The sequence below is a fragment of the Streptomyces venezuelae genome (genome assembly GCF_008642315.1).
Lineage (GTDB): Bacteria > Actinomycetota > Actinomycetes > Streptomycetales > Streptomycetaceae > Streptomyces > Streptomyces venezuelae_D.
In genome coordinates, this window is record NZ_CP029192.1 from 8,666,524 (window position 1) to 8,679,523 (window position 13,000).

17 protein-coding genes are annotated in these 13,000 nt (G+C 70.2%); 8 read left to right on the top strand and 9 right to left on the bottom strand.

Annotated features, from left to right (window positions below):
- Positions 1-96: 96 nt before the first annotated feature.
- The 4 genes from DEJ48_RS38280 to DEJ48_RS38295 form a co-directional block, all read right to left on the bottom strand.
- A complete protein-coding gene (locus DEJ48_RS38280; protein WP_150220681.1) occupies positions 97-1,284 on the bottom strand; it encodes an alanine--tRNA ligase-related protein in 1,188 nt (395 codons plus the stop codon).
- Positions 1,285-1,553: 269 nt separating this feature from the next.
- Positions 1,554-2,120: an HPP family protein gene (locus DEJ48_RS38285; protein ID WP_150220682.1), complete on the bottom strand. Its 567-nt coding sequence runs from the start codon at positions 2,118-2,120 to the stop codon at positions 1,554-1,556.
- 229 nt (positions 2,121-2,349) lie between these two features.
- Complete coding sequence (locus DEJ48_RS38290; RefSeq protein ID WP_150220683.1) at positions 2,350-2,844, bottom strand: HIT family protein; 495 nt, start codon at positions 2,842-2,844, stop codon at positions 2,350-2,352.
- Positions 2,845-2,926: 82 nt separating this feature from the next.
- Positions 2,927-4,048 (bottom strand): hypothetical protein, encoded by a 1,122-nt coding sequence (locus tag DEJ48_RS38295; protein WP_223832369.1) that lies wholly within the window; start codon positions 4,046-4,048, stop codon positions 2,927-2,929.
- 362 nt (positions 4,049-4,410) lie between these two features.
- On the opposite strand from DEJ48_RS38295, the gene DEJ48_RS38300 reads away from it, so the two are divergent.
- Positions 4,411-4,833 (top strand): hypothetical protein, encoded by a 423-nt coding sequence (locus DEJ48_RS38300; protein ID WP_150220684.1) that lies wholly within the window; start codon positions 4,411-4,413, stop codon positions 4,831-4,833.
- Positions 4,834-4,875: 42 nt separating this feature from the next.
- Here the strand turns inward: DEJ48_RS38300 and DEJ48_RS38305 are convergent, their stop codons facing one another.
- A complete protein-coding gene (locus DEJ48_RS38305) occupies positions 4,876-5,106 on the bottom strand; it encodes a DUF6207 family protein (RefSeq protein WP_150220685.1) in 231 nt (76 codons plus the stop codon).
- A gap of 131 nt (positions 5,107-5,237) precedes the next feature.
- The gene (locus DEJ48_RS38310) at positions 5,238-5,366 is read right to left on the bottom strand and encodes a hypothetical protein (protein ID WP_317850948.1); all 129 of its coding nucleotides are present in this window, start codon (positions 5,364-5,366) and stop codon (positions 5,238-5,240) included.
- On the opposite strand from DEJ48_RS38310, the gene DEJ48_RS38315 reads away from it, so the two are divergent.
- From DEJ48_RS38315 to DEJ48_RS38325, 4 genes are all read left to right on the top strand, one after another.
- A complete protein-coding gene (locus DEJ48_RS38315) occupies positions 5,350-5,535 on the top strand; it encodes a hypothetical protein (protein WP_150220686.1) in 186 nt (61 codons plus the stop codon). The genes DEJ48_RS38310 and DEJ48_RS38315 overlap by 17 nt on opposite strands.
- Before the next feature lie 380 nt (positions 5,536-5,915).
- On the top strand, positions 5,916-6,182 hold the full coding sequence (locus DEJ48_RS40625; protein WP_223832370.1) for a hypothetical protein: 267 nt from the start codon (positions 5,916-5,918) through the stop codon (positions 6,180-6,182).
- Between the two features lie 60 nt (positions 6,183-6,242).
- A complete protein-coding gene (locus tag DEJ48_RS40630; protein WP_223832371.1) occupies positions 6,243-6,728 on the top strand; it encodes a hypothetical protein in 486 nt (161 codons plus the stop codon).
- Between the two features lie 297 nt (positions 6,729-7,025).
- A complete protein-coding gene (locus DEJ48_RS38325; RefSeq protein ID WP_150220687.1) occupies positions 7,026-7,460 on the top strand; it encodes a hypothetical protein in 435 nt (144 codons plus the stop codon).
- Between the two features lie 176 nt (positions 7,461-7,636).
- Here the strand turns inward: DEJ48_RS38325 and DEJ48_RS38330 are convergent, their stop codons facing one another.
- Positions 7,637-8,158, bottom strand: a complete 522-nt coding sequence (locus DEJ48_RS38330) for a hypothetical protein (RefSeq protein WP_150220688.1) — start codon at positions 8,156-8,158, stop codon at positions 7,637-7,639.
- Between the two features lie 346 nt (positions 8,159-8,504).
- Between DEJ48_RS38330 and DEJ48_RS40635 the strand changes: the two genes are divergently transcribed.
- Positions 8,505-9,212, top strand: coding sequence for a hypothetical protein (locus DEJ48_RS40635; protein WP_223832372.1), 708 nt, complete (start codon positions 8,505-8,507; stop codon positions 9,210-9,212).
- 161 nt (positions 9,213-9,373) lie between these two features.
- Here DEJ48_RS40635 and DEJ48_RS38340 read toward each other — a convergent pair whose 3' ends face one another.
- Positions 9,374-10,318, bottom strand: coding sequence for a threonine/serine dehydratase (locus DEJ48_RS38340; RefSeq protein WP_150220689.1), 945 nt, complete (start codon positions 10,316-10,318; stop codon positions 9,374-9,376).
- 155 nt (positions 10,319-10,473) lie between these two features.
- Here DEJ48_RS38340 and DEJ48_RS38345 point away from each other — a divergent pair, with 155 nt between their 5' ends.
- A complete protein-coding gene (locus tag DEJ48_RS38345) occupies positions 10,474-11,028 on the top strand; it encodes a hypothetical protein (protein ID WP_150220690.1) in 555 nt (184 codons plus the stop codon).
- Between the two features lie 55 nt (positions 11,029-11,083).
- Complete coding sequence (locus DEJ48_RS38350) at positions 11,084-11,833, top strand: hypothetical protein (protein ID WP_150220691.1); 750 nt, start codon at positions 11,084-11,086, stop codon at positions 11,831-11,833.
- A 23-nt stretch (positions 11,834-11,856) separates the two neighbouring features.
- Here the strand turns inward: DEJ48_RS38350 and DEJ48_RS38355 are convergent, their stop codons facing one another.
- Positions 11,857-12,918 (bottom strand): DUF6461 domain-containing protein, encoded by a 1,062-nt coding sequence (locus tag DEJ48_RS38355; RefSeq protein WP_150220692.1) that lies wholly within the window; start codon positions 12,916-12,918, stop codon positions 11,857-11,859.
- Between the last annotated feature and the right edge of the window lie 82 nt (positions 12,919-13,000).

Consider the following 13,000-nt stretch of genomic DNA (forward strand, 5'->3'; position numbering starts at 1 on the left):
TCACCTCTCCGCCGCCTGTCGAGCGGGCGCCCACGACACTGGCAACCCGGAGAGGGCCGGCGCCGTGACGGAGCCGGCCTTCACCCACCGGGACGGTCACTCCGGCCGCAGGCCGAGCACGAGGTCGCGCGGCAGGCCGTGCGTGTCGTGGAGATAGCGCAAGCGCTCCTCGTCCAGCGGCCCGCGGAACCGGGGCTGGGCCAGGATCCGTCGCCCCCGCTCCAGAAGCCGCCGGAACCGCTGCTCCTCGTCGAGCAGCAGCACGCGTACGTCGCCGGGGTCCATGTCCTGCCGGAAGTGGTCCAGAGTGTGCCGCAGCAGTTCGTCCGGCAGGTCCCCGAGACCGCGTGACCCGTGCTCCTCACGCCAGAGGACGGTGAGCAGGCGCCGCACCAGCCGGCGCAGCACATACCCGCGGCCGGTGTTGCTCGGCCGCACTCCGTCCCCGATGACGACGACGGCGGACCGCAGATGGTCGCAGACGAGCCGCAGCGACGTCTCGTCCAGCGGCCACAGTCCCGGCACGAGCAGGCGCCAGGGCTCGAACACATCGCTCTCGAACACCGACGACTTGCCCTGCAGGGTGGCGACCAGCCGCTCCAGACCGAGTCCGGTGTCGATGTTGCGCTGGGGGAGCGGTACGAGGGAGCCGTCGTCGAGCTTCCGGTAACGCATGGTGACGTGGTTCCACATCTCCACCCAGCGGTCGTCCTGGGAGGGCGTCGACCGCGGCGGAACGTCATCGCCACCGGCTCTACTCCCGGTCCAGAGGAAGATCTCCGAGTCGGGACCGCACGGTCCGGTCGGCCCGTTGGACCACCAGTTGTCCTCCACGGTCAACTCCACCGGAACCCCGAGCTCCTCCCACACCTGCAGGGAAGCGGTGTCGGGGCCGGTGCGGTCGTCGCCGCCGAAGACGGTGGCGTGCATCGACCGTGGGTCGACGCCCAACCCCTCGGTCAGGAGCTCGTACCCCCAACGCAGGCTCTGCGGCCCTTCGTAGTCGCCGAGCGACCAGGTGCCGAGCATCTCGAAGACGGTGAGATGCGTGGGGTCGCCGACTTCTTCGAGGTCGGTGGTGCGCAGACAGCGCTGCACGTTGACGAGCCGGTTGCCGAGCGGGTGCGGGCGCCCCTCCAGATACGGGGTGAGGGGGTGCATGCCCGACGTGGTGAACAGGACGGGGTCGCCGGGCGGCGGCAGCAGGGTCGAGCCGGTGATCCTGTGGTGTCCGCGCTCCTGGAAATAGTCGATGAACGTGCGGACGACCTGGTCGGTGTGCATGAGGTGGCTCCTTCGCGTGGAGAGCGGGGAGGCACCGGACAACGGTCCGCGCGGTGATGGATCGACGAAGGGATCCGGCGATGTCCATCGGCGGGCCGTTTCCGGTCGCCGATGGAGAGGGGGGAAAGACGTCAGGCGGCGGCAACCGGCGAGCTGGTCGCTCGCGCGGTCGCGTCGGTGCGTGGGCCTGTGACGTTCATGTGGCCGAGGATAACGAGCCCGCCGGGCGGGGGCACGCGATTATCCGCCGGGCTCACCGCGGGTGGGGATCACCACCAGTAGGCGGGGTAGCGCGGTGTCCGGGGGCGGGCGTATGAGGCGGCCCAGCCCGCGAGGACGAGCAGCCCGGCGGATCCCACGAGCAGGGGTACGAAGGTGGCGGGGCGCGGCGTGTTCAGGACGATGACGACTGCGGTCGCGCACGCGGGGGAGTGCGGGGTACGGGCCACGGTCATCACGGCGAGACTGATCCCGGCGGCGAGGGCCGCCGCCCACGGCGAACTGCCGGACGCGGCGACGACCGCGTAGCCCACGGCGGCGCACAGCAGATGCCCGACGATCACACTGCGGGGCTGGGCGAGCGGCAGCGCCGGCGCGCCATGGATGATCGCCGCGGACGCGGCCAGCGGGGGTATCAGCACGGGCTCGTGGATGACGGAACCTATCGCCACCAGAACCAGCAGCACGGCGGTCGCGGCGCTGATGTTGTGCAGGGCGGCGCCGGGCGAGGGAGGGGCGGGCGCACGACCGGCGAGGCGGGCGCGGAAGCGGGAACGGCCGGAGCGGGCAAGGGGGACAACGGGTACAGGGGCACCCGGTACGTGCGCGCAGGACACGGGGGCAGCGGATGCGCAGACAGGCTGCGCGTCAACGATTTCGTCGGTGCTCAAGACGGTGCGATTCCGGGGCAGGGCCGACGGGAGACCCGGACGGCGATGGCAGAAGGGCAGGAGTCGGCCCGTCTTCCCTCGCGGTCGGCAGGGACGTGGGCACCGGCGGCGGTCCGGGTGGGGATATCCGCGTACTCACCCGGGATTCTATCCGGCGCTCTTGCGTAGCCGCAGGTCAGGGTGCTGATCGGCGCAGGCGGTCGAGCTCGGCGCCGATGTTCTCCCGCAGCGGATCGTGCTGCGACCCCAGCGCGAACCGGTCGTCACTCCACCGTTCGCGCGGGTAGAGCCACACCGGCTCGCCGACGAGGTCCGGGGGCTCCCACTCGTAGCGCGGCCATATGTGGGCGTGCAGAAAGGGATCCGTATTGCCGAGGATCTCCAGATTCACGCGCCGGAAGCCCGGATCCGCCCGTCGACAGGTCTGCTCGACGGCTTCCCCGAGCTGGTCCATGTCGGCCAGGAACTGGAGCCGCCGCTTCCGGGGCAACTCCGAAAGCCGTTGCACTCCGGGATCGTCGACGAGGAGGACGGAGTACCCCGGCAGGAACTGCACGTCCCCGATCACGGCGAACCCCGCCCCCAGCCTCCGCAGCACGGAGGGGTTCTCACCTCTGAGCGCGCTCCCGATCCGGTCGGTCTTCCAGGCCGTGCTGCTTTCGGAGTCCATGCGACGAACCTACAAGGGCCTGCCACAGACCCCGATTCGCTGTCGCGGCCGCTGCCTTACCCCGCGACTGCGCGCTCAGGCACTAAGAGCGCGTGGCCGTGACGCACTTCTTGCCGTCGGCTTGCGCGTCGTCGCTGTCGACGGGCTTGCTGCGGTCGTACGGATCCAGTCGGTGTTCCGAGTCGGCGTGCTGCTTGTCGGCGGCGTCGAACGGCGGCGTGAAGTAGCCGGTCGGGCCGGAGCAGCCGCCGTTGGTCAGGTCGAGCGTGTAGGAGACGAGGGACATCGTGCCCGGTTCGGTGATGACCTTGTCCGGGTCGTCCCAGCTCATCACCACCTCACGCCGCACGATCGTACGGACGATGTCGGTGTCCCGCCCCCGCTCGCCCGCGGGCGCCACCGGGTACACGAAGGTGACGTCCGCCGTCACTTCGAGCGCCCCTCGTCTGCCCTCGCGGTAGGAGAGCCGGCCGCGCGTCTTGACCACGTCGCCGACCAGTTGGGCCTGCCGCGGCCGGAAGCGGCTGAACAGCAGCAGCGGGTCGGTGGTGGGCGTGGGCGTCTTCGACGACAGGGCGGTACGCAGATAGTCCTGTACGTCGGATTGGTGCGGGTTGAGCAGCCCGATCGCCTTCGTCGGCCGTTCGCCGCGCAGCACGCCGCGGTCGAGTCCGGCATCCACCAGGAAGCGCCGGCTCTGCTCCAGAGCCTTGTCGACCTGCGCGGCATCCATCCACCCGGTCGCCTTGGCCGCGGGCACGGTGATCCCTGCCGCCCCGTCTGCCCAGCGGGCGGCGGGCGAACCCCGGAAGGGTTCGTCCCAGGTGGGACGTTGCGCCGGTGCGGCGCCGGGAGCCGCACCCGGCCTCTTCGACTCGGCGGCCAGGGGAGTCTCGCTCTGTCTGCCGTCATCGCCGTCGAAGAGCCCGAACACCTGCTGGGGGAAGAGCCCCACGCCCAGCAGGGCCGCGGCCGCGACCAGCCCGGCCACGTACCAGCCGGTCCTGCGCCGGGGCCGCGCCGGTGAGTACGTACGCCAGCCTTCCGCCTGCCCGGCCGCTTCCTTGAGGCGCCGCTCCACCCCACGGGCACGCGCCGACGGCTCCACGGGAGCCCCGGCCGCCCCCTTCACCGACTCCCGCAGGAACCGATCCCACTCCTCGTCGGACACCGAGGACCCGTCCTGCCCCTCAACCCCACCCACCGCATGCTCCTGTTCTCGCCGAATGCCGCACTGCTCACAACTCGTTCTCACCGGGCTGCGGAGCCTACGAATCGGAGCGCAGCCCGAGGGCGCTGTGCTCGGCCAAACCTCGGGTGAGGTGGCTCCGTCCCGACGCCTTGGTGGTCAAAACGGCTCGCGGGTGAACGCGGCATCAGCAGTCATGGCGTGATCTTAGAGCTCGGCCGGATGTGCGCCGCCGTGTGCCTCAACTCCCCTCCGTGCGCGGCGGAGCTTCCCTCTGCGCGTGCAGTGCGCCCCCGCGGAGAGGTTCGCACCGGTCCGGGCCCGGTGATAACGCTTGAGTCACGGAGTCGACGAACGAGGTGATGAAAGGATTCGGCATGGCATCTCAGGCAATCGTTGAGGCGGGCCGGCTGTCCGCCATCGTGAAGATCCTCGACCGGGCCGGCGGCCACCTGAGCGCCGCGGTACGCGACCACACCCGGACGCCCGCCCTTCCCGGCGACCCGGAGGCCTCCGCCCTCCAGGCGCTCCTCGACCTTTCGCGCAGCGCCGCACATGAGCTGACCTGCGCGGTCCAGCACGCGGGCAGTGGCGATCTGGGCCTGGCCCAGGCGCATCTGGAGGCGGCGCGGACCGCCCCCGAGAAGCACGTCGTACCCACCGCGGGCATGCCCTTCCCGCTCCCCGTCGGCGTACGCACCGCGCTCCAACTGCTGCGCGGCATCACGGGGTTCTTCAGCAAGGAGACGGAGGAGGCCCTGGTCCGCGCGCTGACCATCACCTCCGCACCGGCCGCCTGACGCGGCGGCCGACGGAAGGCGTGCCGGGCAGCGGCGGCGCCCTCATCTCCGCCCGAACCAGGCCGCGGACGGTCCGCCGGTGGAGCGTGTGGAGGCGTACAGGGTGACCGCGACTCCGCCCTCTCCCGAGACCGCGTACGGCTCGGAGGGTCCCGTCGCATTCAGGTGCGCGGCGATCGCGTAGGCGAGCACGGTCACGGTGTGCTCGTCACCGGAGTGGATGATGATCCGGGCCGTGCCCGGCTCCGTCAGATGAAGATCACGGCTGTTCATGCCGGGGTCGACGCAGCACACGGCAATGGCAGTTCGGTGCGCGGTGCAGGTTCACCCGTCCGACTTCTATGTGCGTCCGGCGAGAGTAAGAGGTGCGGGAAAGGGTCATATGGCGCGGCGGAGCGCGGTCCCTACGACACGTCCGCGGGGGCGTCCCCGACAGGCAATCCCGTGGCCAACGCGCGGGCGGTGTCGGCGAAGTACTGCTCGTCCGCGCCCGGGGTCAGTCCGAGGAAGACACCCTTGCTGAGGCAGCTCATGATCGCCTACGACGCCGGATGGGCGGTCGCAGCCGCGGTCGGTCTCCTGGTGGCGTGGCAGGGTGGCGCTGCCGGTGGTGAGGTGTGGATGGGGTACCAGGCGGTCGCCCCGATCGCCATGGCGGCGCGGCTGGTTGCCGCTCGTCCTGTGCGGGCGGCTTCGGGCTGAGCGCGATGTGAACGATCGCGTGCCGTTAGGGGTCGCGTGACGTTGGCGGCGCGTGCCGTGAACGGTCGCGTACCGCGAACGATCGCATGACGTGAACGGTCGGTGTTCTGCGGCCAAGGGCGAGTTGAAGCCGTAATCGGGATGAATCACCCCCTTGCCACGGCCCTGTAACGGCGGCCGCAGGATGCACAACTCCCCTCCCGGTCGGCCTGTCGAACCCGGTGCATCACACAACTGCTCCGACTGGCGGCGGAACCGGTGCCGCCGCGGCCGGCGGCAGCCGCACCGCTCTTCCTCAGGCCCGACAGCGCTGACAGCGCGAACGGCGTCAACAGCGCCCGCAACGCGCACAGCGCGGACCCAGCAACGGAGTTGACCCCATGCCCAGAAACATCCTGCCCGTACGGTCGGCCGCGACCGCCGCACTGCTCCTCGTCGCAGGCGCCCTGTCCGTTCCCGCCGCCGCTGCCGAGACGAAATCCCCCGCGCCCGGCGACGCCTATGTCCTGAAGGTCAGCGCCGACCCGGCCAAGACCGACTACGACAACCGCAAGGTCGACGTGACCGGCACCGTCACCAAGGCCGACGGCACGCCCGTGTCCGGCGTTCCCGTCACGCTCCAGGAGGTCATCCGCTTCACCACCTGAAACCCGTGGGGCGACCCGATCGACCCCCACTACTACGAGCCCCGTGACCTGGGCAAACCGGTGAGCGACGCCAACGGCGAGTTCACCCTGCGCGACGTCGAGATCGACCACGTCGGCGGCAGCAGCCTCCTCAACGTCGAGCGGGACGTGCAGATCACGGCCCAGTACGACAAGGACGGCGACCTCGACACCCCGCAGGACGGTTCCTACGCGGACACCACCGTGGCCACGACCGCCAAGTCGAGCTCGCTCACCTACAAGGTCAACAAGACGAAGGTGAAGGCAGGCGACATCCTCACCGTCCAGGGCAAGGTCACCGTCCCCCAGGGCGAGTATCCGGGCGATACGGAGATCTTCCTGCAGACCTACTGGGAGAACCAGTACCACGTGAAGACGACCGCCGAGGAGGACGGATTCTTCGTGCTGTCCGTGCGGGTGTCGCGCGACGACAACGCGTTCCGGCTCCGTACGGCTCCCGGGGACCTGTACGTGAAGGGCGCGGAACAGAAACTGCCGATCACCAACACCTCGCTGCCCCGCTCGTAGCGCTCGGTCGACGGGTCCTCGGTGGCGGTGCCGGTGGCGGTGTCAGCACTGGCGTGTACGGCATCCGTGCCGGGGGCCCGCTCGTGGTGCAGGGCAGCAGAATTTACGGCGCGGTACCTCCCGCAGACATGTTTTTGCGGTGAATGCGAGCAATAGGTGTTACATCCCTTATCGATCGCCTTGATGTCGGGTGCGTAGCTTCGTAGATGTCAACACAACGGGGCGGACGAACCGCAAAGAAGCGGAACCGTCGTCCCACCCCACACCCCCCCCACCGACCCGAGAGGGACGTTCACCATGCGCAACACTCGCACCCTGCGCAACAGCGCCATCGCCGTCATCGCCACCGCCGGCATCAGCCTGGGAGCCGCTTCCGGCGCCATGGCCGCCACCCCGGACCACGCGACCCCGTCCAGCGTCAGCGCCGAGTCCGCCGCGTACGCCAAGGCCAAGCCGAAGCCGACGCCGAAGCCGAAGATCGTGAAGCTGCGTGACGGCTCGACCGCCAAGGTCTACAAGCTCGGCAAGAACAAGGCCAAGGCCGTCATCCTCGGCCCCAAGGGCGGCACGCTCATCGCCAACGGCAAGAGCGCCACGGCGAACCACAACGGCCTGCACATCAAGCTCACCCCGGGCGGCAGCCTCACCTCCTGGATGGAGAAGAGCGGCGCCGCAGCCCCGGACTCTCAGCCGACCGCGGACGAGGACGTCACCCCTGATTCCGCCGCCTGAGGCGCCCCAGCCCCCGGCAGGGTGAACGTCACGAGAGGGTGAGGGACGCGCTCACCCAGGGGTCACGCCCTGCCGGGCCTGCCTCCGTGACGCCCCGCCGCCCGCAAGCCGGCGGTGGTCCTGGCGGCCGCGGTCACGGTCCACCGCCGGCGTCGGCGTTGGCGCCACCGACACCATTAGTGCCCCTGCCCGTCCTCCGGGCGCCGCACCCTGAACCACACCGCACCCCACACGGCCCCGACCAGACCCGCGCCGAGACCGATGGTCGCCCAGTCCGAACCGCCGCCGCCGGAGCCGCCGATTCCGGCGTGGGAGCCACGTGTGGGCATCGGGTGCGGCGGGGAGGGCATCACCGACCCGGCGACATCGAGCGAGTAGCTCGACACGCCGCCCTCACAGTCCACGTCCACGTCGTATGAGCCGGCCTGCGTGCTGGGACGGATCTTCGCCGTACCGGTGTAGATGCCGGCCGACCCGGTCGACAGGGTCACCTGGGACTCGAACGCGTCGGAGCGGGCGGTCGCGGACTCGGCCTCGCAGCCGCCCGACACCGACAGGACCACGTCGTCCCCGGGCTTGGCCGGATCGGGGGTGGCGGAGAACGAAGGCTGGTCACCCGCGGTCGCCGACGGCACGGCGATGGTGAACGCGGTGGCCGTGGTCAGGGCGGCGGTGGCGACGGCGGATATGGCACGCATGGCTCGTCCTCGTTCCGGACGCGGCCGGACCGGGCGGGTCGCTGGGTGCCGCGTCTGCTACTCATGCAAGCCAGAGCCGGAGCGATCCGGCGCGCTGGAGAGAGCCAGCCGGGGTACGTCGCGGGTTTCGACGCCGCGATGCGTCGCCCGGTACCGGACCGGACCGTACGACGACTGCTCGCCCCTGGTGCCGTCCCGGCTACACGGACCCGTCCCGGCGACACGGACACGCGCACAGCACCCGGAGTGCGTGTCCTGTCTGTGTCCTGCCTCCTCCAACAGCGTGCCCCGCCACCTGACGGCCCCGCCGTCGACAAGATCCACAGCCGTCCCTAGCCTGACCCCCATGTCCACCCCAGCACCCGCCTCAGTGCCCCATCCCCAGTCCACCTCCGTGCACGCACTGGCCTACTGCCCTCTGACCCCGGCCGCCGTGGCAGAGTTCCTGGCCCTGCCGGAACAGCCGGGTCCCGCGGAGGACTTCGACGCGCTCGACGCCGTTCTGCGTGCTCGGGGCTGGAGCTGGGAACACGAATGCCTCACGGACTCCTACCGCACGGGTCACGGGCATCCGTTGTGCACCGAGGGCGACTCTCCTTTCGGAGATCCGGAGGCGCGGGCCTTCCTGGTGTTCGGCGAGCTGTACCCCGTCGATCCGGACGACGAGGACCTCACCAACATGCCGTGGCTGGGCGAACTCGTGGACGACTGGGGCCGGGCCCCGGGTTGGACGGTGCGACGTCCGTTCTCACTGCAGGAGTGCGCCGAGGTCCTCGACCGAGCCGCGGATGCCGTCGCCGCTCATCTCGGAGCTGCTCCGGAGAGGACGGTCACGAGCGACGCGGCCGTGGTGACGGGCCCGCCGATGCCTCACCGGATATGGCGCACCGCCACGCACGCCGTGATCGTGGGGCCACACGCGGACAACGGCCCGTACGGCTACCTCACCCACCTGCAACTCGCCGCCTCCCCCCTGAGCATGGCCCCTCATATGCCGCTCGCGGACGACCCGGAGGGGATGGCCCGCTGGATCGAGGCGCACATCGACTGGTGACGCATCGCCGTCACGGTCTGGGGAGCTCACCTTCCCGTCAGCCAGTCGAGCAGGGGGCGTCGTTACTGTTGCCGCAGTCACCGCCGAAAGGGCAGCGCTTACACCGGGGCAGCGCCGAGCCCAGCCCATATGAAGATCGCGGCGCGGTGGAGATGGACGCGCTAGCCCGCGTACGCAATCACGTCGTCCACCGAAGCGTTGCCGCCGCAGATCACCAGGCCGAGTCGCGTCTCGTCGCCGGTCTTGGCGAGGACGCGGCGGGCGGCCGGCAGGAGGCAGCCGGCCGCGGGTTCGGCCCACACCTTGGCGTGTTCGGCCAGCTCCCGGACACCGGCGAAGGCATCGGCCTCGGGCACGACGAGGACCTCGTCGACCAGGTCGCGCACCATGGTGTAGGTCAGAGGAGAGACCGTGGGCGCACCGAGCGTGGTGATCCGCGAGTTCACGTCCACCTGTACCGGCCCGCCGTGGGTCAGCGCCTGCGACATCGCGTCGGCGCCGACAGTCTCCACGCCCCACACCCGTACACCCGGACGCCGCGCCCGCAGCGCCGCCGCCACACCGGCGATCAGTCCACCCCCGCCGATGGAGACGAGGACGTCCGTCAAATCGCCCGCGTCCTGCGCGAGTTCGAGCCCCACCGTGCCCTGCCCCGCGATCACCACCGGGTCGGCGAAGGGATGCAGGAGCGTGAGGCCCTCGGTCTCCAGCTGTTCCATGAGGGCGAACGCCTCGGCCATGGTGGGGGTCAGCCGCACATCCGCTCCGGCGGCACGGGCCTGTGCCACGGAGCGCGTGGGCGCGGCCTGCGGCATGACCACCGTCGCCCGCACGCCCAGCGCGGCCGACATCTCCGCCACGGCGACGCCGTGATTGCCGCCGGACACCGCCACCACGCCGGCCGCACGCTGTTCGTCGGTCAGCGTCAGCAGCTTCGAGACGGCACCTCGTGCCTTGAACGAGCCGCTGCGCTGTAGCAGTTCGAGCTTGACGGTGACCGGAACCCCGAGCAGCGCGCTCAGCCCAGGACTGGGCAGTGTGGGAGTCCGCACCACGTGACCGGCGATCCTGGCCGCTGCGGCCTCCAGCTCCTCGACACCGATCATGGCGCCCCCTTCACGTCACTTCTCACTTCGTACGCCGTATCCGACTGCACGATACGTGGGTGCCCTCCGGAGCTGTCGTGCGGATCGCCCTCCTGTCCAACCGCTCAGGAAATATCGGATCGCGTGAGGTGTTCGTCCGCTGGCACTCTGCTCCCATGGATCACGCGGAAGTACTGCTCATCGGGGGACGCGCCGGCGTCGGCAAGACGACGGTGGGATGGGAGGTCTCGGCGCTGCTGCGCTCCGCGGCCGTCGCTCACGCGGTCATCGACGGCGACTTCATGGGGATGGTGCACCCGGCGCCGGAGGGCGACCCGAACCGCACAGAGATCACCGAGAGCAACCTGACGGCCGTGTGGGCGAACTACGCGGAGCTCGGCTACCGACGCCTGATCTACACGAACACCATGAGCGTCCTGCCGGAGACGACAGGCATGTTCGAACGGGCGATGGGCGCCGAAGTGGGGCTCGTACGCGTCCTGCTCACCGCGTCCGACGCCACCGCCCGTGAGCGCCTGGTGGGACGAGAAATCGGCTCGGAGCTGGAGCACGAGCTCGAAGGAAGCGCCCGCAAGGCACGGATCCTGGACCGACGGGCCCCCGCGGGGACGGTGCGCGTGGTGACGGACGGGCGGCCGGTCGTCGACATCGCGCGGGAGGTGACGGCCGCGACAGGCTGGGCCGGTCCCTGCTTCACCGGCAGCTCCTGACCGCTCCCGATCCGGGACACGTCTGCGCACTCCGGCACGCGTCTACCCTGGCCCGATGATGGATGCGGGGGACTTCCGGGCCGGTGACGTGCTGTCGATCGCCTGCCCTTTCACGGCAACCACCATCGAGAGGGCCCTCACGTGGGACCACGTATCGGTTCGCTGGCCCTGGTGGGACATCGACAGCGACAACGAGTTCGTACGCTGGAACGGGATGGTCGCCCTCGGCGTGCCCGGCAATGGGTATGCCGCACCTGAGGTGGCGGTCGAGGTGTTCCGAACGGACCCTCCGCCCGAACACCTCGAAGCGGGAGACGTCTGCCGGGTCGGCATACCACCGACCGTGGTGCACGTGACAGCCGTCGAAGACCACGCCCCCCCACTGCGGACAGGCTCGCTGCCGCACCCCACCCGCACCGTGACCGTGCTGCGCCGAGGTCTGTCCTACCGCGAGTTCCCGGACGAGAGCCACCTCGACGGCTCGGGATACGGCATCCACCCGGGCGACGGGATTCCCTACACCTTCGAACTGCTGCTGCGCCCCTACGCATTTCTCCAAACGGGCGACGAAGTCGCCGACGCCATGGGTCGGGCATGGCGGTTCAACGGTCCCTGGGACTGGACCCCCTTCGACGGAGAGCCGGCCGGCCCGGGCCCCGCGTGGCCGCTCTCCCTGCTCACCCGAGCAGGGACGCCCCGCTCAGCCGAGGCTGCCGAAGCGGTGGCCGCGAGCACAGCGAGCGGTTCGCACCAGGACACGGTCCGCGACTGGATGGCCCTCACAGAGGCCTCACCGACACCCTGACCCGAGTTCCATCGCGGGGGAACTCAGCCCGCTCGTCGAGCCGCGTCGTGAAGACGATCGACCATCCAGAACTCCCGCACCCGTTCGCCGTCCCCCGTCATCGCCGAGACCAACGAGCTCATGATGTCCGGGAAGCAGGCCTTCGTGCCGGGCCGGTGTTCCGCCACACACGTCGCGAGGATGCCGAAGACGATGGCCTGCCGGAAGAGCAGGTGGGAGGGCCGCTCCCACTCCGGAGTGAACTCCTCGGGTTCGTCGGCCAGCAACGTATGGGACCGGGAGAGCGCGAGAGTGCCCGCGGCGTCGAGTTCGTGCCGTGTTCGGTCACGTTCGGCAGCCGTCGTGTCGTCCATCGCGAGAGCGGACACAGCCAGCGGGTGGGCACACAAGTCGGCGTGTGCCACGGCCAGTTCCAGTGCGTGCCTGCGCATGCGTCCCATCAGCGCGGGGCCCAAGTCCGACACATAGCTGACGAAAGGCTCCCGCTCCAGCAGCGGTGAGTCCACGAGCCCCTGGCCGAGCACATATCGGGGGACTTCCGTTATCCGTACACAGCGATGGGGACCTCGCACCCATGCCTGGTCGAACCGCGCACCCGTCGCGCGCTCGACAGCCGCGAGCCCTGATCCCCAGGTGCCCCCGACTCCCAGAGTCAGGCCCTTGAGCAAGGGCTCCCATGCGTCCGGCCGCGCACCGTACGGGTCCTCGGGGACGACCATGTCGAGGACGGACTGGAGCAGACCGTCCTCGGCCAGGCTGAGCTGGGCCACCGCGTTGACGTTCCAGAACGCGCTGGCGGTGCGGCCCAGGCGGGAGAGCGGGCGCAGGACCTCCTCGCGGGACCCCTGGAAGTTGTTGCTCTCCACCGCGACGACCGTCGCTCCCGACCTGGAGACGAGGATGTAGTCCCCGTCGTCGTCCAGCTCGCGCAGGTCCTCCAGGCGTACGGGCCGGGCATCGGCGGGGTCGCCGCCGAAGGCCCGGATCACGGCGTCCTCATCACCGCCGCACACGGCCGTGAACGTGGCTGCCACCTGCAGCCCCAGGTCTTCGAGGAGCTCGTCGAGATGTTCGGGTGAGGTCATACGGCGATTGTCGCCGCCGCCACTGACAACGGGTCTCAGGCCTCCCCACGTGCGGCGGTAGTTGGGAGCTGGGAGGCAGGGG

Bases quoted from the DNA above. Each gene is read 5' to 3' on its own strand.
- DEJ48_RS38280 (WP_150220681.1), bottom strand. From the start codon at position 1,284: ATGCACACCGACCAGGTCGTCCGCACGTTCATCGACTATTTCCAGGAG.
- DEJ48_RS38290 (WP_150220683.1), bottom strand. From the start codon at position 2,844: ATGGACTCCGAAAGCAGCACGGCCTGGAAGACCGACCGGATCGGGAGC.
- DEJ48_RS38300 (WP_150220684.1), top strand. From the start codon at position 4,411: ATGGCATCTCAGGCAATCGTTGAGGCGGGCCGGCTGTCCGCCATCGTG.
- DEJ48_RS38305 (WP_150220685.1), bottom strand. From the start codon at position 5,106: ATGAACAGCCGTGATCTTCATCTGACGGAGCCGGGCACGGCCCGGATC.
- DEJ48_RS38310 (WP_317850948.1), bottom strand. From the start codon at position 5,366: ATGAGCTGCCTCAGCAAGGGTGTCTTCCTCGGACTGACCCCGGGCGCG.
- DEJ48_RS40625 (WP_223832370.1), top strand. From the start codon at position 5,916: ATGCCCAGAAACATCCTGCCCGTACGGTCGGCCGCGACCGCCGCACTG.
- DEJ48_RS38325 (WP_150220687.1), top strand. From the start codon at position 7,026: ATGCGCAACACTCGCACCCTGCGCAACAGCGCCATCGCCGTCATCGCC.
- DEJ48_RS38330 (WP_150220688.1), bottom strand. From the start codon at position 8,158: ATGCGTGCCATATCCGCCGTCGCCACCGCCGCCCTGACCACGGCCACC.
- DEJ48_RS40635 (WP_223832372.1), top strand. From the start codon at position 8,505: ATGTCCACCCCAGCACCCGCCTCAGTGCCCCATCCCCAGTCCACCTCC.
- DEJ48_RS38340 (WP_150220689.1), bottom strand. From the start codon at position 10,318: ATGATCGGTGTCGAGGAGCTGGAGGCCGCAGCGGCCAGGATCGCCGGT.
- DEJ48_RS38345 (WP_150220690.1), top strand. From the start codon at position 10,474: ATGGATCACGCGGAAGTACTGCTCATCGGGGGACGCGCCGGCGTCGGC.
- DEJ48_RS38350 (WP_150220691.1), top strand. From the start codon at position 11,084: ATGATGGATGCGGGGGACTTCCGGGCCGGTGACGTGCTGTCGATCGCC.
- DEJ48_RS38355 (WP_150220692.1), bottom strand. From the start codon at position 12,918: ATGACCTCACCCGAACATCTCGACGAGCTCCTCGAAGACCTGGGGCTG.